Here is a 23,049-nt window from a genome sequence, read left to right as displayed (position 1 = left end):
CGGTTCACTCGTTGGATTGCCCCCAGACCCAGGCCGCCAGGAGCTTGATCTGCTCGGGCGTCAGGATATGCTCCTGGCCTGGCATCTGGTTGTCGCGTCCGTTCAGGATGGTATCGACGATCGTCGCCTCTGAGCTGCCGTACAACCAGATGTTATCGGCCAGATTCGGCGCCCCCAACAGCGGATTGCCCTTGCCCTCGGCGCCGTGGCAGGCCACGCAAAAGGTGTCAAAGCCACGCTTGCCGGGCACCACGCGCAGGGGATCATGCGCCAGACCCGAGAGCGAGCGCACGTACTGGGCGATGTTTGCGGCCTCGTCGGGCTTGATCGAGGCACTCCAGGCCGGCATCATGCCGTGGCGGCCCTTGGTGATGGTCTCGAGGATCTGGTCGGGCTCGCCGCCCCACATCCAGTCCTTGTCGGTCAGATTGGGGAAGCTGCGCCCACCCTTAGCGTCGGACCCGTGGCATTGGGCGCAGTTGTTCAAGAACAGGCGCTGGCCGATCTCGCGCGCGCCCTCGTCGCGGGCGATGTCGGGGATCGACATCGCCGAAAAACGCTCGTAGAGGGGTTTGATGCGGGCGTTCAGGGCCTCTTGCTCTTGCTGGAGCTGTTTGCCGGAGGTAAAGCCCAGCGTGCCCTCGTAACGGCCCAAGCCCGGATACAGGACCAGATAGCCCAGGGCGAATATGCACAGGGCGAGATACATCACCGTCCACCAGCGCGGCACGGGGTTGTTCAGTTCGCTGAGGTCGCCGTCCCACACATGGCCGGTATCCTCGACGACCTCGACATTGCGCTTGAGCCAGGCGCGCTGGGAGAACAGCAGATACACGCACCAGACGATGCCGCCCAGCGAGATGACGGCGATGTAATAGCCCCAGAAACCGCTGATGAAGTCACTCATTTGTATCCCCGTCCCTCTTGTCCTGCTGAAATTCCTCGGGCAGCGCGAACGGCAGCATCGACGCCTGCCGGTTCGCGTCGGCGCGCCGCGCCGACCAGGCCCACCAGACAATGCCCGCGAAAGTGCCCATCGCCAGGACCGTCATGATTCCATTGAGTATGCCGACCATATCAGTGGCTCCCCGCTTCCATGGCCGCCGCGGCGGCGGCGCGCCCGCCGACCCCCAGGCCCTGCAGATAGGCCACGATGGCGTCCTCCTCGGTCTTGCCCTTGAGCTGCTCGGGCGCCGCGGCGATCTCCTCGTCGGTATAGGGCACGCCCACCATGCGCAGGGCGCGCATGCGGGCCTGGACGTCGGCGCCCTCGACCGAATTGCGCTGCAGCCACGGATAGGCCGGCATGTTGGACTCTTTGACCACTGCGCGCGGGTCGCGCAGGTGGATCCGATGCCATTCGTCGGAATAGCGCTGGCCCACGCGCGCCAGGTCCGGACCGGTACGCTTGGACCCCCACAGGAAGGGATGGTCGTACATGGATTCGGCGGCGATGGAGTACGGACCATAGCGCTGGACCTCTGACTGCAGCATGCGGATCTGCTGCGAGTGGCAGCCCACGCAACCCTCACGGATGTAGACGTCGCGCCCCACCAGGTGCAGCGCCTCGTAGGGCCGCACGCCCTCGACGGGCGTCGTCGTCGAATGCTGGAAGAACAGCGGGATGATCTGGACCAGGCCGGAGAACGACACCACCAGAATGCTGAAGAAGATCAACAGCCCGACGTTGCGCTCCAGCATCTCATGTGAAAAACGCTTCTTGGAATTGGACATGAGTAAGACTCCTTAGGCCGACGCGGGCACAACGGTACGGGGGGTGACGTCCTCGGCGCGATCCAACGGCACGAGCGGATCAACGCCTTCCTGCCCCTTGACGGTCAGCCAGGTGTTCCAGGCCATGACGCACATGCCGGCGAGGAAGCACAGGCCGCCAATCATGCGGATGGTGTAGAACGGATAGGTCGCCTTCACCGCCTCGACGAAGCTGTAAGTCAAGGTGCCGTCGTCGCCGGTGGCGCGCCACATCAGTCCTTGCATCACGCCCGCGATCCACATCGAGGCGATGTAGAGGACCACGCCCAGCGTCGCCAGCCAGAAGTGCAGGCTGATCAGGTCCGTGCGGGCCATGGATTCGCGGCCGTACAGACGCGGAATCAAGTAGTACAGCGAGCCGAAAGTGATCATCGCGACCCAGCCCAGGGCACCCACGTGCACGTGGCCGACGGTCCAGTCGGTGTAGTGGGACAGCGCGTTGACCGTCCGTATGGACATCATCGAGCCCTCGAAGGTTGCCATGCCGTAGAAGGACAGCGCCACCACCATGAACTTGAGGATGGGGTCGGTGCGCAGTTTATGCCACGCGCCCGACACCGTCATGATGCCGTTGATCATGCCGCCCCAGGACGGCGCGAGCAGAATCAGCGAGAACGCCATGCCCAGGGACTGCGTCCAGTCGGGCAGCGAGGTATACAGCAGATGGTGGGGGCCAGCCCACATGTACGTGAACGCCAGCGCCCAGAAGTGCACGATCGACAGGCGGTAGGAGTAGATGGGCCGATCGGCCTGCTTGGGCACGAAGTAATACATCATGCCCAGGAAGCTCGTCGTCAGGAAGAAACCCACGGCATTGTGGCCGTACCACCACTGCACCATGGCGTCCTGCACCCCGCCGTAGGCGGAGTAGGATTTCCACAGCGACACCGGCATCTCGATATTGTTGAAGATGTGCAGGATGGCGATGGTGAGGATATAGGACCCGAAGAACCAGTTCGCCACGTAGATGTGCTTGACCCGGCGCTTGGCGATGGTGCCGAAGAACACGACCGCGTAGGCCACCCAGACCAGGGTGATCAGGATATCGAGCGGCCATTCGAGTTCGGCGTATTCCTTGGTCGAGGTGTAGCCCAGCGGCAGAGTGATCACCGCGCCCACGATCACGGCCTGCCAGCCCCAGAATGTGAACGATGCCAACTTGTCGCTGAACAGCCGGACCTGGCAGGTGCGCTGCACCACGTAGTACGAGGTTGCGAACAGGCCGCTGCCGCCAAAGGCAAAAATCACGGCGTTGGTGTGCAGGGGGCGCAGACGCCCGTACGTCAACCAAGGTGTTTCAAAGTTGAGTTCGGGCCAGATCAACTGCGAGGCGATCAGGACGCCCACCGCCATGCCCACGACACCCCAGACGATGGTCGCAATGGTGAATTGTCTGACGACGCCGTAGTTGAAGGTCTCGGCCGGTGTCCCTTTGGTGCCGGACATGCCCATGCGCTTTCCCCTAAAAACAAGTTAAGACATTAATTTTTAAAACGGTGAATAATCCCTTACCCGAGGCAAAGGCACATTGATTTACATCAAGTAGCCTAAGACTGGGGCCGATCGTCATCCCGGAGGATCGCCTGGGCCGCGTCCTGCGTATCATCGAACTGCCCAGAGAAGATCGCCCACCAGAATGCCACGCCGATTCCCACGACGAACAGCAGCGAAACCGGCAGGAGGAGAAACAGGGCATCCATGGCGGCCTTCAGGCGAGGCTCTGCGCCAGCGGCATCGGCTCACACGTGGCCATGCGCGTCAGGCGCCAGGCATTGGCCGCCACCGCCAAGGAGGACGCCAGCATGGTGAGCGCCGCCAGCCAGGGCTGTACCCAGCCCAGGGCGGCCAGCGGCGTCATCAACAAATGCCAGACAAGCGAGCCGTAGAGGTTCTGGCGTGCGATCCGGGCCGTCGCGCGGTCGAGCGCCTGCGCGTCCGCAGGATCCAGCACCCCTCCCTCGCGCAACTGGACCGCACGGCGTGCGGACAGCGCCGTAGGCACCGACATGGACATCGCGCAGGGACAACTCATGACCAGCAATGCGACGGTCACGGTCATCGCGTGCTCGGGCGTGGTCCGCAGCCAATACAGGCCGACGAGACAGGCCAGCAGGATCTGGACCAGAACGAACCAAAAGGCCAGGCGATCGGCCGAGCGCAGCAGCGGCACCCCATCGAAGCCTCCGGGCTGCCCGGACACCGCCTGCCGCGCGCAAGTCTCTAGATAGCGCGCCGTCAGTAGAAAGGCGACGAACATCGAGACCGAATCGAAATAAACCTCACCCGCATCGGCCCAGGTGGCGAGGACGCTGGGGATGAAGGCGGCGAGAATGCCCAAGGCCACCGGCACGTCCATGCCCACGCGCAGCCGAGCCAAGTCGTGCCAGGCCCCGCGCCACACCGGCCAGGCGCAATACAGCACCACCGGCACGCACAAGGCTAGGCTGATCCAGTTCATGAGGACGATGGCCTGCTCGAGGGAGGCCTGGGATTCGGCCGAGCGTACACCACCGCGCAGGTAGCCCGGAAACGCCAGCATCATGATCTGCATCATGCCTAGCCACGCCAAGCCAGTGCGCGCCAGCATATGGCGGCGCGCGCGACGCATCCCCCCGCTCATGCCGGGGGGTGGGGAAAACAGTGAAACTCTGGGCATAGTGGGCACTATATCGACGGAAAACCCCTTTAGCTTTGATTTAAATCAAAGTGAACTTATTATCCCTGCTAACGATGTGGAAACACCACACCCCACCTTGCCGCAAAAAACGGGAGGGCCAAGCCCTCCCGAAACACGGCATGGAAAAGTCCCCCGACTTTTCCGTCCTCAGGGATCCGCTGCGCCTCAGGCCACCCGCGCCTCGGCGTGCTCGTGGTCGAACTGGGCCTCTTCGGTCGATCCGGCCAACGCGGTGGTCGAGGACTGCCCGCCCTCGATAGCCTGGGTCACGGCGTCGAAATAACCGACCCCCACCTCGCGCTGGTGCTTGACCGCCGTGAACCCCTTGTCCGCGGCGGCGAACTCTTTTTGTTGCAACTCGACGAAGGCGCTCATCTGGCTTTGGGCGTAGCCGTGGGCAAGCTCGAACATGCTGTAGTTCAGGGCATGGAAGCCGGCCAGGGTGATGAACTGGAACTTGTAGCCCATCGCACCCAGCTCGCGCTGGAACTTGGCGACCGTCGCATCGTCCAGGTTTTTCTTCCAGTTGAACGAGGGCGAGCAATTGTAGGCCAGCATCTTGCCGGGGAACTGGCGGTGGACCGCCTCGGCGAAGCGGCGCGCATAGTCCAGGTTCGGTGTCGACGTTTCGCACCAGATGAGGTCCGCATAGGGCGCATAGGCCAGGCCGCGCGAGATGGCCTGGTCCAGGCCCGCGCGCGTGCGGTAGAAACCCTCGATCGTGCGCTCGCCCGTCACGAACGGTGCGTCGTTGTCATCGATGTTGCTGGTCAGCAGGTCGGCGGCCTCGGCATCGGTGCGCGCCACCAGCAGGGTCGGCACGCCCAGCACATCGGCGGCCAAACGGGCGGACACGAGCTTGGCGACGGCCTCGCGGGTAGGCACCAGGACCTTGCCGCCCATGTGGCCGCATTTCTTGACCGAGGCGAGTTGGTCTTCGAAGTGCACGCCCGCCGCGCCCGCCTCGATCATGGATTTCATCAGTTCGAAGGCATTGAGCACGCCGCCGAAGCCGGCCTCGGCATCGGCCACGATGGGCGCGAAGTAGTCGATATAGCCCTCGTCGCCGGGATTGCGCCCCTCCATCCACTGGATCTGGTCGCAACGGGTCAGGGCGTTGTTGATCCGGCGCACCACGCTGGGCACCGAATTGGCGGGATAGAGGGATTGGTCCGGATACATTTCCCCGGCGATGTTCGCATCGCCCGCCACCTGCCAGCCCGACAGATAGATGGCCTTGAGCCCGGCCTTGACCTGCTGCATGGCTTGGTTGCCCGTGAGCGCGCCCAGTGCGTTGACGAAATCCTCTTTGTGAAGCAGGTGCCAGAGGCGCTCGGCACCGCGGCGCGCCAGGGTGTGCTCGACAACCACGGAGCCCCGCAGACGCACCACCTCGTCGGCACCGTAACCTCGCTTGATCCCCTGCCAGCGCGCATCCTCGGCCCATTGGCGCTGCAAGTCGCGCACTTCACTCTCACGTGTCTTCATGGTCATGCTCCTCGATGAAAGAAAGAAGAAATCATTGAGTCACAGTCTATGCGGATGACGCAGCGCACACAGCACTTATATCTTATATAAGACAAAAAATATTTTCTTTTAAAATCAATTAATTATTAATTAAATTTCATGTTATGAAAAGTTTTTTCTCTTTACGAAAGGATCGCGTCCGCAATGCAGCATGGTGATTTTCATATGGCGAAGTGATCGGCCCACGATCCGGAATCGCGAGTGACCGGGGCTACAATCAAGCCATCCCAAAATCGACGCCCCAGGCCGCCATGTCCCGCACTCTCTATACCGACAGTCCTCTGGGCCGCAGCGTGCCCGAGCCCACGGGCTACGATCCCGCCCTGCTCTACCCCATCGCCCGCGCGGATACTCGCGCCGGCATGGATCTGCCGACCCCCACCCACGGTGCGGATATCTGGAACGCCTATGAGCTGTCCTGGCTGAACGGGCGTGGCAAGCCCATCGTCGCCATGGGCCGCTTCACCTTTCCCGCCGACAGCCCGAGCCTGATCGAGTCGAAATCCCTCAAGCTCTACCTGAACAGCTACAACGAAGAACGCATCGAGCACCCCGACATCGTGCGCCAACGCCTCCAGGCGGACTTGACGCGTGCCAGCGGCAAGTCCGTGCACGTCGAGATCCTGCCGGTGCGACCCGCCTTCGAGCTCAGTTGTCAGGCGCTGGCGGGCCAGTGCATCGACGACCAGGACATCGCGATCGACACTTACGAGCCGGCGCCCGAGCGGCTGCGCTTGGCCGATCCCGCAGGCGTCGTGCGCGAGGCCCTGGTATCCGAGCTGCTGAAATCGAACTGCCCCGTCACCGGCCAGCCGGACTGGGCGAGCCTGCAGATTCGCTACGCCGGCCCACGCATCGACCACGAGGGCCTGCTGGCCTACATCGTGTCGCTGCGGCGGCACAATGAATTCCACGAACTGTGCGTGGAAAAGATCTACGGGGAAATCATGCAGCGCTGTCAGCCACAAGAGCTGCTGGTCTACGCGCGCTATACCCGCCGGGGCGGCCTGGACATCAACCCCTGGCGCGCGAACCACGGGCCCGAGTCCATCGGACAGGCCCGGACCTTGCGGCAATAAGCCTCGGAGCCGCCGCCAGGCGAGCCCGCGTGGCGGGCCGCCGGCTCAGCCACGCTCCCGAATCTGGGGCCAGGCACGGCGCAGGTAATAGCACATCGACCAGACCGTCAGGATGGCGGCAACGACGATCAGCACCGAGCCGACGATCCGCGTGGACACTCCATACAGGGGCTGCCAGTACAGCAGGCAGGGGATGGCAACCATCTGCGCGGCGGTCTTGAACTTGCCCAACCGATGCACGGCGACGCTGCGGCTCGCACCGATCTGGGCCATCCATTCGCGCAGGGCCGAAATCGTGATCTCGCGCCCGATGATCACCAGGGCGATGAAGGAATCCACGCGATTGAGGTCCAGCAACACCAGCAAGGCGGCGCTGACCATGAGCTTGTCGGCAACCGGGTCGAGGAAGGCACCAAAGGCCGAGGTCTGGTTCCAGCGCCGCGCCAGCCACCCGTCCAGCCAATCAGTGACCGCCGCCACGAGAAACGCCACGGCGGCGACCGCATCGCGCAGGCTCGGATCGACCCAGCCCACAGGGATGTAGAACAAGCCCACGACCAGTGGGATCATGGCGATGCGCAGCCAAGTCAGTGCGATGGGGATATTGAACGGCATGATAGGTGCAATACTACCCCACAAGACGGGCCCGCGCAGGGCCGGCGCCGCGGCTCAGCGCAGGGCGTGGTAGATGCGTTCGGCAAGCTCGTCCGAGATCCCTTCGACCGAGCGCAGGTCGTCGATGCTGGCGTCGACGACCCCCGAAAACCCGCCAAAGCGCGCCAGCAGTTTCTGGCGTCGCTGCTTGCCCACACCCTCGATTTCCTCAAGACGCGACACGTTGCGGGCCTTGGCGCGGCGGGCGCGCATCCCGGTGATGGCAAAGCGATGAGCCTCGTCGCGCACCTGGGCCGCGAGCATCAGCGCCGCGGACTCGACACCCAGGGCCACGGGCGGGCGGCCGTCGACGAAGACCAGGGTCTCGAGCCCCACCTTGCGCCCTTCCCCCTTGGCCACGCCGACAATGGTGCTCACATCCAGGCCCAGCTCGACGAAGACCTGGCGCGCGACCTCGACCTGCCCCTTGCCGCCATCGATCAGCACGACGTCAGGCATCTGCGCATCGCCGTCGGCCACGCGGGCGAAACGGCGCGAGAGCGCCTGGCGCATGGCGGCATAATCGTCGCCCGGTTCGATGCCGGCGATGTTGAAGCGCCGGTACAGCGAGGGCTGCATCGCGTGGTGCTGATAGACCACGCAAGAAGCCTGGGTCGCCTCACCCGCGGTATGGCTGATGTCGAAGCACTCGATATGCATGGCCTCGAGCGCCTCTTCATCGGTGTCCAGGTCCAGCTCGATCGCCAGCGCCCGGGTGCGCGCGGCGCGCGCGCTGGACTCGCCGAGCATGCGCGCCAGCGCCATCTGGGCATTGCGCACGGCCTGCTCGAGCCACAAACGACGCGCACCCTGGGGCCGCGTGAGGACACGCGCCTTGTGGCCGTGCTGCTGGGCGATCAGATCGATCAGGCCCGGATCCGAGAGCGTATGAGAGCAGACCAGCACCGGCGGCAGAGGATTGTCGGCGTAGTGCTGGGCCACAAAGGCCGACAGGACGTCCTCCGGCGCCTCGTCCTGGGCCTGGCTGGGAAACAGGGCTTTGTCGCCCAGGTGACGTCCGGCGCGCACCATCGCCAGGTTGACGCACACGCGCCCACCCGCGCTGGCCAACGCGATCACGTCCACACTGTCATCCCCGACCTGCTCCATGGTCTGTTGCTGCAGCACCTTGGCCAAGGCGCGCATCTGGTCCCGCAGCACGGCGGCCTGCTCGAAATCCTCGGCCTCGGCAGCGCTCAGCATCCGGGCCTCGATATCGCCGAGCACCTCGCCGGCGCGCCCCTCGAGGAAACGGATCGCGCGGTCCACATCCGCCTGGTAGGCCTCGGGCGATATCAGGCTCACGCAGGGCGCGGAGCAGCGGCCAATCTGATAGAGCAGGCAGGGACGGGTGCGGTGGGCATAGACACTGTCCTCGCAGGTGCGCAGGCGGAACACTTTCTGCAGGATTTGGATCGTCTCGCGCACCGCCCATGAATTCGGATAGGGTCCGAAGAAATGCCCTTTGCCCTGGGTGCTGCCGCGGTAATAGACGATGCGCGGCGCCGCGTGCGCGGTGATGTGGAGATAGGGGTAGGACTTGTCGTCCCGGAACAGAATGTTGTAGCGAGGCTTCAGTCGCTTGATCAGGTTATTTTCCAGGATCAGCGCCTCGGCCTCGCTGCGGGTCACGGTGACCTCGGTGCGCACCACCCGCGCCAGCATATGACTGATACGCGGGCCATGGCCCGACTTCTGGAAATACGAGCTGACGCGGCGCTTGAGGTCGCGCGCCTTGCCGACGTACAGTACCTCGTCGTTCGCATCGATATGCCGATAGACGCCCGGGAGGCGCGGCAACTCAGCCAAAAAGGTTTTGAGATCGAAGGCTTCGGGCACGGAGATACCTCGGATCCGCCAGCAGCGCCGCCCAGCCGGGCGCCGGGCGCGCGGGCATGAGGCGGCGGATGCGGTTCACCGAACGGGGGTCCAGGGGGCGATCAAGGCCGCGGAGGAGCTCGTCGGCGAGATCCGGCCGGTTGCACACCAGCACCATGTCGCAGCCCGCATCCAGGGCTGCGCGCGCGCGCGCATGAATGTCGCCCGCGACAGAGGCGCCCTCCATGGTGAGGTCGTCGGAGAACACCGTCCCGTCGTATGCCAGGCGACCACGCAGGATCTCGGTGATCCAGCGCGCCGAAAACCCCGCAGGCTCGGGCGCCACCTCGGGATAGATCACGTGCGCCGGCATCACCGCCGGCAAGACCAGGTCGCCCAGCCAGGCATAGGGTGCCGCATCCCGCGCGAGAATGGTCTCGAGGGGCCGCTGGTCGACCGGAATCTCGAGGTGCGAGTCCGCCGCGACGGCCCCGTGGCCGGGGAAGTGCTTGCCGCAGGCCGCCATTCCCGCCTCATGCAGGCCCTGGATCAGGGCGCGCGCCAGCAGGGCCACCACCTCGGGGCGGTCGTGAAACGCACGATCGCCGATCACCTGACTGACGCCGTAGTCCAGATCGAGCACCGGCGTGAAGCTGAAATCCACCCCGCAGGCCCGCAGCTCGCTGGCCAGCACGAAGGCAGTCTCGGTCGCGCCGCGCAGGGCCTCCTGGGGCTCGGCGTCGTACCAGCGTCCGAACAGCCGCATGGGAGGCAGGGGCGTGAAGCCATCCGTGCGAAAACGCTGGACACGCCCTCCCTCGTGATCCACGGCGATCAGCAGCCGCTCGGCGCGCGCCTCATGGATGGCGGCGCACAAGGCCGTGAGCTGGGCGCGGTCTGAAAAATTGCGCGCAAACAGGATCACGCCCCCGACCTGCGGATGGCGCAGCCGTTCGCGCTCGTGCGGGCTCAGCTCGAGCCCCGCCACATCCACCATCACGGGACCCGGCGCCATGATCGACATCATGATTTCCTCACCTCGACATCGGCGGACAGGGCCTCGATGATCACGAAGGCCGCCACCATGTCGTGCTCATCCGTCAGGGACACGTGAGCCGGCCCGAAACGCGCGTGGTACCAGTCCGCCAACGGCTTCGACAGCCGCACGCCGGGCCGCCCCCCCGGCAGATTGATCACCTGCATGCGCGACCAGGCCATGGGCATGTGCATCCCCAGTCCGATCGCCTTGGAGAAGGCTTCCTTGGCGGCGAAGCGCGTCGCCAGGTAGCGCATGCCCCGCCGGGGATCGCGTGCCGCGCGTCGGCGAAACACGGCCTGCTCATCGGGCCCAAGGATGCGTGCCACGAACCGCTCGCCGTGCCGCGCATAGACGCGCTCGATGCGCTCGATGCGCAGCAGGTCGGTGCCGATCCCGGCGATTCCAGGCGCGGACATGGCTCCCCTCAAAGTTTGATGAAATGCTCGCGGTAATGAGCGAGCTCGGCAATCGATTCCTGAATGTCGGCCAGAGCCTCGTGCTTGCTCTGCTTGACAAAGCTGCGATAGACCTCGGGCTTCCAGCGCAGGGAGAGCTCCTTGAGCGTGCTGACATCCAGATTGCGATAGTGGAAATAAGCCTCCAGGCGCGGCATGTACTTGACCATGAAACGCCGGTCCTGGCCGATGGTGTTGCCGCACATCGGCGACTTGCCCTCGGGCACCAGGGGCGCCAGGAAATCCAGCAAAATGCCCTCGGCCCTCTCCTCGGTGATCGTCGAGGCCCTGACCCGGTCGATCAGGCCGCTCTTGCCGTGGGTGGCTTGATTCCACTTGTCCATGGCCTCGAGCAGTGCGTCGCTCTGGTGGATCACCAGAACCGGCGCCTGCGCCACGGGCGTCAGGTCGGGCTCGGTGACGACCATCGCGATCTCGATGATGCGTTCCTTTTCCGGATCCAGGCCGGTCATTTCCATGTCCAGCCAGATCAGGCGCTGATCGTTAACCGCCATACCATATAATCCTTGATAGAAAACCTGATTTTCGCATATGGCCGGACGGATATGTTTACCTCGCTGTTCATCGCCTGCTTGCTGGGCGACCTTCTCATCCGATTCTGGCTCGCACGGCGCCAGGTCCGGCACGTGCTGCGCCATCGCGACGTCGTACCCGAGGTCTTCGCCGAGCGCATCGGCCTGTACAGCCACCACAGGGCCGCCGACTATACCACCGCGCGCGTACAGCTACTCCTGGTCGAGCGGGTGGTCGAGGCCGCTGTGTTGCTCGGCCTGACGCTGCTGGGCGGGCTGCAGTTCCTCGACCTTCACATCGGGCGTCTCATCGAGCCCGAGATTCCGCGCCAGTTGATCCTGGTCGGCTCGGTCTTCGCCATCCTGGGCCTGGTGGGCCTGCCCTTCGCAATCTGGCGCATCTTCAGGCTCGAGGCGCGCTTCGGCTTCAACCGCATGACCCCGCGGCTGTTCGCACTCGACACCCTCAAGATCCTCCTCATCACGCTGATCCTGGGCACGCCGCTGCTGGCCGGCATCCTATGGGTGATGGCGCATACGGGCGCCGCCTGGGCCTGGTGGGCCTGGGGCCTGTGGGTGGCCTTCAACCTGCTGGTGCTGTGGCTGTATCCCAGCCTCATCGCGCCCTTGTTCAACCGCTTCGCGCCGCTGGACGACCCTGAGCTGAGCGCGCGCATCCACGCGCTGGCCAAGCGCTGTCGCTTTCATCTGTCCAGCCTGTACGTGATGGACGGCTCGCGGCGCTCGGCGCATGGCAATGCGTACTTCACCGGCTTTGGCCGCCACCGGCGCATCGTCTTCTTTGACACTCTGCTGGCGCGCCTGAATTCCGACGAGGTCGAGGCCGTGCTCGCCCACGAGCTGGGGCATTTCGCGCACAAGCATATCCTCAAGCGCATGGCCGTGAGCTTCGGCACCGCGCTGCTGCTCCTGCTGCTGCTCGCCTGGCTGTCCACGCAGCTCTGGTTTTACACCGGCCTGGGCGTGATCCCCCAGCTCGGCCGCCCCAATGACGGCTTGGCCCTGCTGCTGTTTTTTCTCGCAATGCCGGTTTTCACGTTCTGGGCGGCGCCGCTCGCCAGCCTGCTGTCCCGCCATGATGAATTCCAGGCCGATCGCTACGCCGTTGCGCAATGCGGCGCCGAGCCGCTGGTCAGCGCGCTGGTCAAACTCTATGACGACAATGCGGCGACCCTGACACCCGATCCGCTGCACTCGGCCTGGTACGACAGCCACCCGCCGGCCGCCGTGCGCATCCAGCACCTGCGGCATGGGCACTGATGAGCACTGAGGACCAGGCCGTCGGGCTCGTCGTCGCCTCGCACGGCCGGCACTACGCGGTTGCGCTGGACGGCGGCGGCCAGCGCCAGTGCTATACCCGCGGCAAGAAATCCGGTCCCGCCGTGGGTGATCGGGTCACCATCCGGCTCGAAGGCGACCAAGAAGGCGTCATCATCGGAATCGCGCCCAGACGCAATCTGCTCTACCGGTCCGACGCCACGCGCAGCAAGCAGTTCGCCGCCAACCTGGACCAACTGCTGATCGTGCTCGCCCCCGAGCCGGAATTCTCGGACGACCTCACGGGCCGCGCCCTGGTGGCCGCCTGGAGCGCAGGCATCGAACCCGTCATCCTCCTGAACAAAGCCGACCTGACGGCGGCCCTGGCGCGCGCCCAGGCGCGCCTGCAGCCGCTGGTCGACCTGGGGGTGCGTGTCGTGACCCTGTCCGCCCTGGACTCCGGCGAGGTCCACCACCTGCTCGATCCCATGCTGCGGAATCGCCGCAGCCTGCTGCTGGGCCAGAGCGGCATGGGCAAATCCACCCTCCTGAATGCGCTGGCGCCGGACGCCGGAGCCGCCACCCAGGCGCATTCGGACGCCCTGGGCACCGGGCGGCACACCACCACGAATACGCGCCTGTATACCCTGCCCAACGGGGGCGAGCTCATCGATTCGCCGGGCTTCCAGGCCTTCGGCCTGCAACATCTCAGCGCCCACGACATCGAGCAGGGCTTCCCGGAATTCGCCCCGGCCATCGCACACTGCCGCTTCTACAACTGCACCCACCGGCATGAGCCGGGCTGCGGCGTGCTCGAAGGTGTGGCCCACGGCGGGATTTCACCGGCCCGCCACGCGCTCTACCAACGCATCCTCGAGGAAAACGAGGCGGCCCAGCGCTATTGAGCACATGCTGCGCGGCCGGCGCTACTGCCCGAGACGCGCAGCCGCCAGGTAGTGATAGAAATTGCGGATCAAGACGGCTGTCGCGCCCCAGATGAAATAAGACTGCCAGGTGATGGAAAAATAGCAGCGTGCCGCGCCATCGGGCAGCCGCAGTTCATGCAGGCGATGCTGCGCCGGATCCATCAGAATCCCCAGAGGCACCTCGAACACCTCGGCCACCTCCTGCCCGTCGGACTGGATCGTGAAGCCCGGCAACAGCTCGCCGATGATCGGCGTCATCACAAAGTGGGTCGACGTGAGAAAACTGGGTTGGACGCCGATGACACGCACAAACTGCCGGTCAATGCCGATCTCTTCGCGCGTCTCGCGCAGGGCGGCCGCGATCGGATCGCGGTCGCTGGCCTCGATGCGCCCGCCCGGAAAGCTGATCTGGCCCGCATGATCGTGCAGATGCTCGGCCCGCCGGGTAAAGACCACGTGCAAGCCTTGGTCGCGCTGCACCAGCGGCATCAGAACCGCGGCCTGTCGCGCACCGGATGGGCCGACCACGGCGGGCGAGAAGGATTCGGTGAACAAGGGCTCGACCTGCCAGTGCACGGGCCGCTGAAACGCGTCGCGAATGTAGTCCAGCCGCAAACATTCCGCAGGCAGGCCGGGCAGTGCCTCGCACCCGAGCACAGGTTGGGTCGCGGGGTCGAAGCCGGCGATGCGCGCGGTATCCGAGGACGATATCCGGTCAGACATGAAATCCTAGAAACAACAAGGGCACCCGTACGGGTGCCCTGTTGGACTGGCGGCGCGACTAGTTGGCGACAGCCTTGCGAACCAGCTTTTCCTTGATGCGAGCGGCCTTACCCGTACGACTGCGCAGGTAGTACAGTTTAGCACGACGCACGTCGCCCCGACGCTTGACCTCGATGGAGGCGATCTGCGGGGAATAGAGCTGGAAGGTCCGCTCGACGGCCTCGCCCGAGGAGATCTTGCGCACGGTGAAGGCCGAGTTCAAGCCTCGATTGCGACGCGCGATGACCACGCCCTCATAGGCCTGGACGCGCTTGCGCGTGCCTTCAACGACGTTCACGTTGACCACCACGGTATCGCCCGGACCAAAGCCCGGCAGCTCGCGCCCGGCGGTCAGACGCGCGATTTCCTCTTGTTCGAGGGTTTCGATGAGATTCACGGTAAGGCTCCGATACATCATTCACGCGGCTATTGGTCGGAATTGGCGTGCCGCGCCAGAGGATGAATTTGGTAAAACAGGGAATTATACAGGAACCGCACAGCTGATGGAACACATGGCGGGCATCGGCCCGGATGATCCCTCAGAACCCGGCCACCGCCCCCAGCCACATCAGGCCGGGGATCATTGCCGCCCACGCAAGCACCATGCAGACGTCGGCGGCCGCTAGGGCCAGGCGGTGCAGGCGGGCGGCCCGCCGGGCGCGCGCGAAGCCCGCGCCCACCACCGGCAATCCCTCATCCAGCCTCATGGCGCGATCAGGAATGCGTCGCCTCACCACAGCCGGCGCACGCCGGACCTGGGTGGCGGCCCGCCGCCCTGCGGGCGCCGGGGAAATCCGCCATTGGGAATAGACTGTTGCCGTCATGCCGTCACCTCGCCTCGTGGACTCGGGCCGACCGAAATGAGCTGGCCCGTGAATACTGTTTTTTCATACAGTTTTATATACTGTACAAAAAAACAGCATCCGGTGCAAGCATTTTCTGCGCTGGGCCGCCCGGCGGCAAGCGCGCGGGATCAGCGATTCGGCTGAGGGGTGATCCGCAGATAGGGACGGACCTCTTTATAGCCCTTGGGGAATTTTTCCTTCAGGACGGCGGGATCCTTGATCGAGGGCGCGATGATGACGTCCTCGCCCTGCTTCCAGTTCACCGGCGTGGCGACGCTGTAATTGTCGGTGAGCTGCATCGAATCCAGGGCACGCAGGATCTCGTCGAAATTGCGGCCCGTGCTGGCGGGGTACGTCAGGATCAGGCGGATTTTCTTGGCGGGATCGATCACGAACACCGAGCGCACCGTGGCGGTGGTGCTGGCGTTGGGATGGATCATGTCATAGAGGGTCGCGACCTTGCGATCCTCGTCGGCCAGGATCGGATATTCGACCTTGGTGTTCTGCGTGTCGTTGATGTCCTTGATCCAATCGATGTGGGACTGCCGGCCATCGACCGAGACCGCGATCACCTTGGCACCGCGCTTGGCGAATTCGCCCGAGACGATCGCGGTATAGCCCAGCTCGGTGGTGCACACCGGGGTGAAGTCGGCCGGATGGGAAAACAGCACACCCCACCCGTTGCCCAGAAACTCATGGAATTTAATCTTGCCGAGCGAGGAATCCTGCTCGAAATCGGGGGCGATGTCGCCCAGGCGCAGTGTGGCCATCGAATACTCCTGTTTTGCGGACCTGAAGTGCCCGCCGCCGGCGGTTGACCGGCGGCGGCGAAAGTTGACACTTCATATTCTGACAAGATATAGAACGAGGTCCAAATAATTTTTACTTATATTTATATCCACTGCCGATTCATATAGCGATCGGCCAGCGCGCCGACCGAGATCGCATCGGCCATGGCGGCGGCGCGCGGCAACACGTGCGCCGCATAGGCCACCGCCGTGGCGATCTTGGCCGGATGGAACGCATCGGTGGAACCTGCTCGGATCGCGCGCGCCGCCGCCAGTGCGGAACGCGCGAGCTGCCAGCCGGCATGTACAGTGCCGGCCTGCATCAGGCATGGGACGCTGCCCATGAAGGCACCGCGGACGTGCGTGCCCGCCTGCGCGAGAATGTCGTCGACCGAAGCCTCGTAGGCCCTCGCCGCAGCCTCGAGGCGATCGGCGATCAGGGCCAGGCCCTCGGCGTCGGCCCCGTCGTCCGCACGCAAACCGGCCGCGGTCTCGAGCATCCCGGCGATCTGCTCCTTGGCGATCGCACCGCCATCGCGCAGGATCTTGCGGCCGATGAAGTCATTGGCCTGGATCGCCGTCGTACCCTCGTAGATCGGCAGGATGCGCGCGTCGCGGTAATACAGGGCGGCACCGGTTTCCTCGATGAAACCCATGCCGCCGTGCACCTGCACGCCGAGCGAAGCCACCTCGACCGATGATTCGGTCGAGAACCCCTTGACGATAGGCACGAAATATTCGTAGATGGCCTTGTGCCGGGCCCGCGCCTGCGGGTCGGCCGCACGCGCGGCCTTGTCGCGATGCGAGGCGGCGACGTAGGCCACGGCGCGCGCGCCCTCGGTGAGGCCGCGCATGATGCCCAGCATGCGCTGCACGTCCGGGTGGCGCGCAATCGGCACCGCGCCATCCGAACCTTCCAGCGCCTGCCCCTGGACGCGCTCGTTGGCATAGGCCACGGCCTGCTGCAAGGCGCGTTCGGACACCGCGACGCCCTGCAAGCCCACCGCGTAGCGCGCGGCGTTCATCATGATGAACATGTACCCCAGGCCGTGATTTTCCTCGCCGATCAGGTAACCCACCGCGCCGCCCCCGCCCACCTCGCCCTTGCCCGAGCCGTACAACAGGACCGCGGTGGGACTGCCATGGATGCCGAGCTTGTGTTCGAGCGAGGCGCAATAGACGTCGTTGCGGGCGCCAAGGGTGTTGCCGTCCGCCAGGAATTTAGGGACGATGAACAGCGAAATGCCCTTGACCCCCTTGGGTGCCTGCGGCGTGCGCGCGAGGACCAGGTGGATGATGTTTTCGGCCATGTCATGATCTCCATAGGTGATGAAGATCTTTTGGCCGGTGATGCGATAGCTGCCGTCGTCCTGGCGCACGGCGCGGGACTGCAGCAAAGCCAGATCCGAGCCAGCCTGCGGCTCGGTCAGGTTCATGGTGCCCGTCCATCGCCCTGCGAGCAGGGGCGGGATGTAGAGGGCCTGCTGCTCGGGCGTCCCCACCAGCGACAGCGCCTCGATCACGCCGTCGGTCAGCAAGGGGCACAGCGAGAACGCCAGGCTGGCGGCGTTGAGATTCTCGGTGGCGGGCGCGCCGACGAGCCGGGGCAAGCCCTGGCCGCCCATCTCGGATTCATGCTGCAGGCCTTGCCATCCTCCCTGGGCGAAAGCCTCGAACGCGGCCTTGAAGCCGGGCGAGGTGCGAACCTCGCCATCCTGCCAGATGGCCGGATGACGATCGCCCTCGACGTTCAGCGGCGCAACCTCCTGTTCGACAAAGCGCGCGTTTTCCTCGAGGATCGCATCCACCAAATCCTCGGACACCTCTTCGAAACCGGGCAGCGCCAGCACGCCCTGAAGGTCGGCGAGCTCGCGCAGCACGAAGCGGATATCCTGAATGGGGGCCTGATAAGTCATGATCGCTCCTATCGCATGAGCGGCGGGCCCCGCCTGGGCCCGCCATGGCGGACGCACCAGGGCGCGTCCGGATTGTCTCGGCCTAGAGTGCCTTGACCAGTTCCGGCACCGCCTCGAACAGATCGGCGACCAGCCCGTAGTCGGCCACGCCGAAGATCGGCGCCTCGGCATCCTTGTTGATGGCGACAATGACCTTGGAGTCTTTCATACCCGCCAGATGCTGAATGGCGCCAGAGATGCCCACCGCGACATACAACTGAGGCGCGACGATCTTGCCGGTCTGTCCCACCTGCCAGTCGTTGGGCGCATAGCCCGCATCCACCGCCGCGCGCGACGCCCCCAGGGCGGCGCCAAGCTTGTCGGCGAGCGGCTCAAGGAGCTTGAAATTCTCGGCGCTGCCCATCCCGCGGCCGCCCGACACCACCACCGAGGCCGAGGCCAGGTCGGGACGATCGCTCTTGGCCAGGGCACGGCCGACGAAGGAGGATTTGCCTGAATCGCCGACCGCCTCGACGGTGTCGATGGCACCGCCGCCACCCTGAGCCGCCACCGGATCGAAGCCCGTGGTCCGCACGGTGAGGACCTTGACGGCGTCGGTGGTCTGCACCGTCGCCATGGCATTGCCGGCGTAGATCGGGTGCACGAAAGTATCGGCGGACTCGACCGCGACGATGTCCGAGACCTGCGCCACGTCCAGTTTCGCTGCTACGCGCGGGGCGATGTTCTTGCCCGAGGCGGTCGCGGCGAACAGGATGTGGCTATAGCCGCCGGCCACGGCCAGGACCTGCGCCGATACGTTCTCGGCCAGGCCATCGGCCAGCGCCGGCCCATCGGCCAGCAGCACCTTGGCAACCGACTGGACCTGCGCAGCCTGCTCGGCCACGGCACGGGCACCGGCACCGGCTACCAGCACATGGATATCGCCGCCCAGACGGGCGGCCGCAGCCACGACGTTCAGGGTCGCGGCATTGAGTTGGGCGTTGTCATGTTCCGCTATGACGAGAATGCTCATTTACACCACCTTTGCTTCGTTCTTGAGTTTGTCCACCAGCGTGGCGACATCGGGCACCACGATCCCGGCCGCGCGCGCGGGCGGCTCGGAAACCTTGAGGGTCTTGAGGCGCGGCGCCACGTCGACGCCCAAATCCTCGGGCGAGAAGGTATCCAGGGTTTTCTTTTTGGCCTTCATGATGTTGGGCAGGGTCACGTAGCGCGGCTCGTTCAGCCGCAGGTCCGTGGTGATGATGGCCGGTAGCGCCAGGCTCAGGGTCTCGAGACCGCCATCGACCTCACGGGTGACCTTGACACGGTCGCCCTCGACCTCGACCTTGCTGGCGTTGGTGGCCTGCGGCCAGTCCAGCAAGGCGGCCAGCATCTGGCCGGTCTGGTTGGCATCGTCGTCAATGGCCTGCTTGCCCAGGATGACGAGCCCGGGCTGTTCCTTGGCGGCCAGCGCCGCCAGCAGCTTGGCCACGGCCAGCGGTTGCAGCTCGGCGTCGGTCTGCACCAGCAGGCCCCGATCGGCACCGATCGCCATCGCGGTGCGCAGCGTTTCCTGGCACTGGGCCACGCCGCAAGACACGGCCACGACCTCCTGGGCCACCCCGCTTTCCTTGAGGCGGGTCGCCTCTTCGACGGCGATTTCGTCGAATGGGTTCATGGACATCTTGACATTGGCGATATCCACGCCGCTTTGATCGGATTTCACGCGAACCTTGACGTTGTAGTCAACGACGCGCTTGACAGGTACCAGGACCTTCATCGAGCACTCTCCATAAAAAAAATAACCCGCACCCGGCCTTGCACAGCCAGGCGCCGAGCCTTGTCGGGCAATATGCCAAATATATTCATAGTCCGCCCAGCGCCCGGATATGCGCCGCGACGCTGCGACCCAGGGCCGAGAGGTTGTACCCCCCTTCCAGGAAACTCACGATCCGCCCCTGGGCACAGCCATGCGCAACCTCAAGCAGCTCCCGGGTGATCCAGGCGTAATCCGCCTCGGTCAGCTTGAGCTGCCCCATCTCGTCCTCGCGATGACCGTCAAAGCCCGCCGAGACCAGGATGAGTTCAGGACGAAACGCCCGCAGCGCGGGCAACCAGCAATCCGTCACGATATCACGACAGACCGATGCCTCGGCATACGGAGGCACCGGAACATTGATCATATTGGACCCAGGGTCGCTCGCCCACATGTCGGGGAACAGGGGACGCTGGTAAAAGCTGCACATCAGGACGCGCTCGTCGCGCAGAAAGATCTCCTCGGTCCCATTGCCGTGATGCACGTCAAAATCGATGATCGCCACGCGGTCCAGAGCGTGGCGCTCGAGGGCATAGGCGGCGGCCACGGCGATGTTGTTGACGAAGCAGAACCCCATCGCCTGGGCGGGGCGCGCATGATGGCCGGGTGGACGCACGGCGCAAAAGGCCGTGCGGGCCTCGCCGCCCATCACAGCGTCGATCGCCGTCAGCCCCGCGCCCGCGGCCGCCTGCGCTGCCTCGAACGTATGTGGATTCATGGCGGTGTCCGGGTCGATCATGGCATAGCCCTCGGCGGGCGCCGCCCGCCACAGCGCCGCCAGATACTCGGCCCGGTGCACGCGCAGCATATCCTCGTCGCCGGCCAACCGGGCCGTGCGTGGCGACAGGAAGTCCATCAAGCCGTGGATCAACAACTGATCGGAAATCGCATCCAAGCGTTCCGGGCACTCGGGATGCCGGGGGCCCATCTCGTGCAGCCGGCACGCGGGATGGGTAATATAGAGAGTTTCCATAAAGGCGATTATGTCCAGACCAGTCCGCATTTTACAAGTTGCCGCCGCGTCACTTGCCCTGGCTGGCTGCGCCACGAGCGGCACCGCGGACCCCAGCGCCCCCGTCGCCCCCAGCGCCCCCCATTCAGACACGGCAGCCGCCATACCGAACAGCCCGCCGAAGCGTGCGCCGGTGCCGGCCCGTGGGGATTTCGTCGCAGCCAACGGCGCGCTTCAGCCGGACGTGGCCGCCTTTGCCCGCGAAGTATCCGCCGCCCACGGCATCGCCCTGCCGGAGGTCGAGGCGCTGCTGCTCGAAGCCCGGTTCGACGCCACCGCGGCCCGCCTGATGACCCCGTCGGGCAAGCGCATCCGCCGCGCCTGGCTCAGCTACCGACAGCGGCACGTGGACCCGATCCGGATCCGCGAAGGCGTGGCCTTCTGGAACGCAAACCGCGCCGACCTGGACCGGGCGAGCCGGCGGTATGGCGTGCCGCCCTCCATCATCGTCGCCATCATCGGCATCGAGACCGTCTACGGCCGCTACACCGGCGACCACCGGGTGCTCGATACGCTGGCCACCCTGGGCTTCCGCTACCCGGATCCCGGCCGCCCCGAGCGCGCCCGGATGTTCCGCCAGCAGCTCGAGGATCTGATCGTGCTCGACGCGCAGGGATTGCTCGACGCCCGCAGCGCCGAGGGCTCTTTCGCCGGCGCCATGGGCCTGCCTCAATTCATGCCGGGCAGTCTCATGCGCTACGCCGCCGATGGCGACGCCGATGGCCGCATCGACCTGATGGGCAGCAAGGCCGACGCCATCGCCTCGGTGGGCCTGTTCCTGCAAGAGCATGGCTGGGTTCGCGACGTGCCGGTATTCGCGCCGGTGGCCCTGCCTGCCCGGGCCGACGCCCTGGTGCAAGACGGCCTGTCGCCGACCACCGACTGGCCCAGCCTGCGCGCCGCGGGCGCCCGGGCGCTGCCAGGCGGCGGCACCGCCTGGCAAGCGGCGGCGCTGGGGGTGATCGACCTGCGCGACGAGGTGCGTGGCGTGAACGAATACCGCAGCGCAACGCCGAATTTCTTTGCGCTGACCCATTACAACCGCAGCTACTTTTATGCCGCCTCAGTGGCGGATCTGGCGCACGAAATCGCCGATCGGGTCGGCTACGGCGACCCAAACCGCCTGGATCATTGACGCCCCGGATCCCCACCGACGGCGACACCGCTGCGCCAAGGTCCATGCGAGAAACGCTCCAGCATGAAATCGAGAAACACCCGCACTTTCGGCATGCGGTGCCTGCCCTGGGGATAGACCGCAAACAAGGGAATCGGATCGACTACATGGAAATCGTCCAGGACAGGGACAAGGCACCCGCTCCTGACCGACTCCCCGACGAGCAGGTCCGCCACGCGTGTAATGCCACCGCCGGCCACCGCGATGCGCAGGGCGGTTTCCGCGTTGTCGACCGCCAGCCGGGCGGCGACATCCACGTCCACGAGGCCGCCATTCACCAAAAACGGCCAGCGATAGGGGGGTTTGCTGGCATGAACAATGCAGTCGTGCGCCGCTAGGTCACCCGGGGTTCCGGGCATGCCCCGCTTTGCGAGATAGGCGGGCGCGGCGTACAACCGCCGTTCAAAGTCCGCTATTTTCCGGGCGACAAGCGATGGATCCAGGATGGCCCCCGAGCGAATCCCAATGTCCGCGTTCTCGGCAAGCAGATCCACAACACGATCGGTCACGGCAAGCTCGATGTGCATGTCGGGATAGCGGGCGGAAAAAACAGGGAGCGCATTCGCAAGCTCATGGAAGGCGAACCCTGTCACACAGTTGATGCGCAGCCGGCCCCTGGGCATGCGCCCGGCTTGGGATACCTCCGCTTCCGCATCCTCGATCGCGGCCAGGATATCCCGCGCACGCAGGTGGAAGATGTCCCCTTCGGGCGTCAGCGAAAGTCTTCTGGTCGTCCGATGCAGCAAGCGGACTTCCAGGCGATCCTCGAGGCGCGACACCAGCTTGGACACCGCGGAGGGCGTCAAGCCCAGCTCGGCGGCGGCCAGGGAAAAACTCCCACGTTCGACCACCAGGACGAAGGTCCGAAGATCCGCGTTCATCTATTCCAAAAATTCACAAATATTATTCCATGTGCCTAATTTATCATCATCTTGTTAAAGAGTAGCATTCATTTCACATTCCCGAAAAGCCGCAATGGCTGACAACCTGGAGAT

Annotated in this window: 25 protein-coding genes; 4 read left to right on the top strand and 21 right to left on the bottom strand. The window is 65.0% G+C overall.

What is annotated here, in order from left to right:
- Nucleotides 1-4: 4 nt before the first annotated feature.
- The 7 genes from ccoP to aceA form a co-directional block, all read right to left on the bottom strand.
- Nucleotides 5-907 (bottom strand): cytochrome-c oxidase, cbb3-type subunit III, encoded by a 903-nt coding sequence (gene ccoP, locus ABS761_RS02110; RefSeq protein ID WP_350406340.1) that lies wholly within the window; start codon nt 905-907, stop codon nt 5-7.
- Nucleotides 900-1,076 (bottom strand): cbb3-type cytochrome oxidase subunit 3, encoded by a 177-nt coding sequence (locus ABS761_RS02105; protein ID WP_350406338.1) that lies wholly within the window; start codon nt 1,074-1,076, stop codon nt 900-902. Before ABS761_RS02105 ends, ccoP begins: the two co-directional genes overlap by 8 nt.
- Before the next feature lies 1 nt (nt 1,077).
- Nucleotides 1,078-1,734 (bottom strand): cytochrome-c oxidase, cbb3-type subunit II, encoded by a 657-nt coding sequence (gene ccoO / locus ABS761_RS02100; RefSeq protein WP_350406336.1) that lies wholly within the window; start codon nt 1,732-1,734, stop codon nt 1,078-1,080.
- Nucleotides 1,735-1,746: 12 nt separating this feature from the next.
- A complete protein-coding gene (gene ccoN / locus ABS761_RS02095; RefSeq protein ID WP_502881358.1) occupies nt 1,747-3,225 on the bottom strand; it encodes a cytochrome-c oxidase, cbb3-type subunit I in 1,479 nt (492 codons plus the stop codon).
- A 95-nt stretch (nt 3,226-3,320) separates the two neighbouring features.
- The gene (gene ccoS, locus ABS761_RS02090; RefSeq protein ID WP_350406332.1) at nt 3,321-3,473 is read right to left on the bottom strand and encodes a cbb3-type cytochrome oxidase assembly protein CcoS; all 153 of its coding nucleotides are present in this window, start codon (nt 3,471-3,473) and stop codon (nt 3,321-3,323) included.
- A gap of 8 nt (nt 3,474-3,481) precedes the next feature.
- Entirely contained in the window at nt 3,482-4,429 is a 948-nt protein-coding gene (locus tag ABS761_RS02085) for a P-type ATPase actuator domain-containing protein (RefSeq protein WP_350406331.1), read from the bottom strand.
- A 186-nt stretch (nt 4,430-4,615) separates the two neighbouring features.
- Complete coding sequence (gene aceA, locus ABS761_RS02080; RefSeq protein WP_350406329.1) at nt 4,616-5,938, bottom strand: isocitrate lyase; 1,323 nt, start codon at nt 5,936-5,938, stop codon at nt 4,616-4,618.
- 290 nt (nt 5,939-6,228) lie between these two features.
- Between aceA and queF the strand changes: the two genes are divergently transcribed.
- Nucleotides 6,229-7,056 (top strand): NADPH-dependent 7-cyano-7-deazaguanine reductase QueF, encoded by an 828-nt coding sequence (queF, locus tag ABS761_RS02075; protein WP_350406327.1) that lies wholly within the window; start codon nt 6,229-6,231, stop codon nt 7,054-7,056.
- A gap of 45 nt (nt 7,057-7,101) precedes the next feature.
- On the opposite strand, the gene pgsA is transcribed toward queF, so the two are convergent.
- Genes pgsA through orn form a run of 5 tightly spaced genes read right to left on the bottom strand, consistent with a single transcriptional unit; the run spans nt 7,102 to nt 11,537 of the window.
- A complete protein-coding gene (gene pgsA, locus ABS761_RS02070) occupies nt 7,102-7,671 on the bottom strand; it encodes a CDP-diacylglycerol--glycerol-3-phosphate 3-phosphatidyltransferase (RefSeq protein ID WP_350406326.1) in 570 nt (189 codons plus the stop codon).
- A gap of 54 nt (nt 7,672-7,725) precedes the next feature.
- A complete protein-coding gene (gene uvrC / locus ABS761_RS02065) occupies nt 7,726-9,549 on the bottom strand; it encodes an excinuclease ABC subunit UvrC (protein WP_350406325.1) in 1,824 nt (607 codons plus the stop codon).
- The gene (nagZ, locus tag ABS761_RS02060) at nt 9,512-10,555 is read right to left on the bottom strand and encodes a beta-N-acetylhexosaminidase (RefSeq protein ID WP_350406324.1); all 1,044 of its coding nucleotides are present in this window, start codon (nt 10,553-10,555) and stop codon (nt 9,512-9,514) included. The genes uvrC and nagZ overlap by 38 nt, the downstream gene beginning before the upstream one ends.
- The gene (gene acpS / locus ABS761_RS02055) at nt 10,552-10,983 is read right to left on the bottom strand and encodes a holo-ACP synthase (RefSeq protein ID WP_350406322.1); all 432 of its coding nucleotides are present in this window, start codon (nt 10,981-10,983) and stop codon (nt 10,552-10,554) included. The genes nagZ and acpS overlap by 4 nt, the downstream gene beginning before the upstream one ends.
- An 8-nt stretch (nt 10,984-10,991) precedes the next feature.
- A complete protein-coding gene (gene orn / locus ABS761_RS02050; protein WP_350406321.1) occupies nt 10,992-11,537 on the bottom strand; it encodes an oligoribonuclease in 546 nt (181 codons plus the stop codon).
- Nucleotides 11,538-11,588: 51 nt separating this feature from the next.
- Between orn and ABS761_RS02045 the strand changes: the two genes are divergently transcribed.
- Together ABS761_RS02045 and rsgA are read left to right on the top strand one after the other, a co-directional pair.
- Nucleotides 11,589-12,836, top strand: a complete 1,248-nt coding sequence (locus tag ABS761_RS02045) for a M48 family metallopeptidase (RefSeq protein WP_350406319.1) — start codon at nt 11,589-11,591, stop codon at nt 12,834-12,836.
- The gene (gene rsgA / locus ABS761_RS02040) at nt 12,836-13,738 is read left to right on the top strand and encodes a ribosome small subunit-dependent GTPase A (protein WP_350406318.1); all 903 of its coding nucleotides are present in this window, start codon (nt 12,836-12,838) and stop codon (nt 13,736-13,738) included. Before ABS761_RS02045 ends, rsgA begins: the two co-directional genes overlap by 1 nt.
- A gap of 21 nt (nt 13,739-13,759) precedes the next feature.
- Here the strand turns inward: rsgA and ABS761_RS02035 are convergent, their stop codons facing one another.
- From ABS761_RS02035 to ABS761_RS02000, 8 genes are all read right to left on the bottom strand, one after another.
- Nucleotides 13,760-14,482: a CoA pyrophosphatase gene (locus ABS761_RS02035; protein ID WP_350406317.1), complete on the bottom strand. Its 723-nt coding sequence runs from the start codon at nt 14,480-14,482 to the stop codon at nt 13,760-13,762.
- Nucleotides 14,483-14,540: 58 nt separating this feature from the next.
- Nucleotides 14,541-14,918, bottom strand: a complete 378-nt coding sequence (gene rplS / locus ABS761_RS02030; protein ID WP_350406316.1) for a 50S ribosomal protein L19 — start codon at nt 14,916-14,918, stop codon at nt 14,541-14,543.
- A gap of 142 nt (nt 14,919-15,060) precedes the next feature.
- Nucleotides 15,061-15,345: a hypothetical protein gene (locus ABS761_RS02025; protein ID WP_350406315.1), complete on the bottom strand. Its 285-nt coding sequence runs from the start codon at nt 15,343-15,345 to the stop codon at nt 15,061-15,063.
- Nucleotides 15,346-15,494: 149 nt separating this feature from the next.
- On the bottom strand, nt 15,495-16,136 hold the full coding sequence (locus ABS761_RS02020) for a peroxiredoxin (protein ID WP_350406314.1): 642 nt from the start codon (nt 16,134-16,136) through the stop codon (nt 15,495-15,497).
- Between the two features lie 122 nt (nt 16,137-16,258).
- Complete coding sequence (locus tag ABS761_RS02015) at nt 16,259-18,070, bottom strand: acyl-CoA dehydrogenase (RefSeq protein ID WP_350406313.1); 1,812 nt, start codon at nt 18,068-18,070, stop codon at nt 16,259-16,261.
- A gap of 82 nt (nt 18,071-18,152) precedes the next feature.
- Nucleotides 18,153-19,082, bottom strand: a complete 930-nt coding sequence (locus ABS761_RS02010; RefSeq protein ID WP_350406312.1) for an electron transfer flavoprotein subunit alpha/FixB family protein — start codon at nt 19,080-19,082, stop codon at nt 18,153-18,155.
- Nucleotides 19,083-19,832 (bottom strand): electron transfer flavoprotein subunit beta/FixA family protein, encoded by a 750-nt coding sequence (locus tag ABS761_RS02005; RefSeq protein WP_350406310.1) that lies wholly within the window; start codon nt 19,830-19,832, stop codon nt 19,083-19,085.
- Between the two features lie 85 nt (nt 19,833-19,917).
- Nucleotides 19,918-20,841: a histone deacetylase family protein gene (locus ABS761_RS02000; protein WP_350406309.1), complete on the bottom strand. Its 924-nt coding sequence runs from the start codon at nt 20,839-20,841 to the stop codon at nt 19,918-19,920.
- A 10-nt stretch (nt 20,842-20,851) separates the two neighbouring features.
- Between ABS761_RS02000 and mltB the strand changes: the two genes are divergently transcribed.
- The gene (gene mltB / locus ABS761_RS01995; protein ID WP_350406308.1) at nt 20,852-22,015 is read left to right on the top strand and encodes a lytic murein transglycosylase B; all 1,164 of its coding nucleotides are present in this window, start codon (nt 20,852-20,854) and stop codon (nt 22,013-22,015) included.
- Here mltB and ABS761_RS01990 read toward each other — a convergent pair.
- The gene (locus ABS761_RS01990) at nt 22,009-22,935 is read right to left on the bottom strand and encodes a LysR family transcriptional regulator (protein ID WP_350406306.1); all 927 of its coding nucleotides are present in this window, start codon (nt 22,933-22,935) and stop codon (nt 22,009-22,011) included. The genes mltB and ABS761_RS01990 overlap by 7 nt on opposite strands.
- Between the last annotated feature and the right edge of the window lie 114 nt (nt 22,936-23,049).

This window comes from Castellaniella sp. GW247-6E4, assembly GCF_040276065.1.
Taxonomy (GTDB): Bacteria; Pseudomonadota; Gammaproteobacteria; order Burkholderiales; family Burkholderiaceae_B; genus Castellaniella.
The sequence above is the reverse complement of the archived record's forward strand: the minus strand, read 5'-3'. Positions and strand labels throughout refer to the sequence as shown.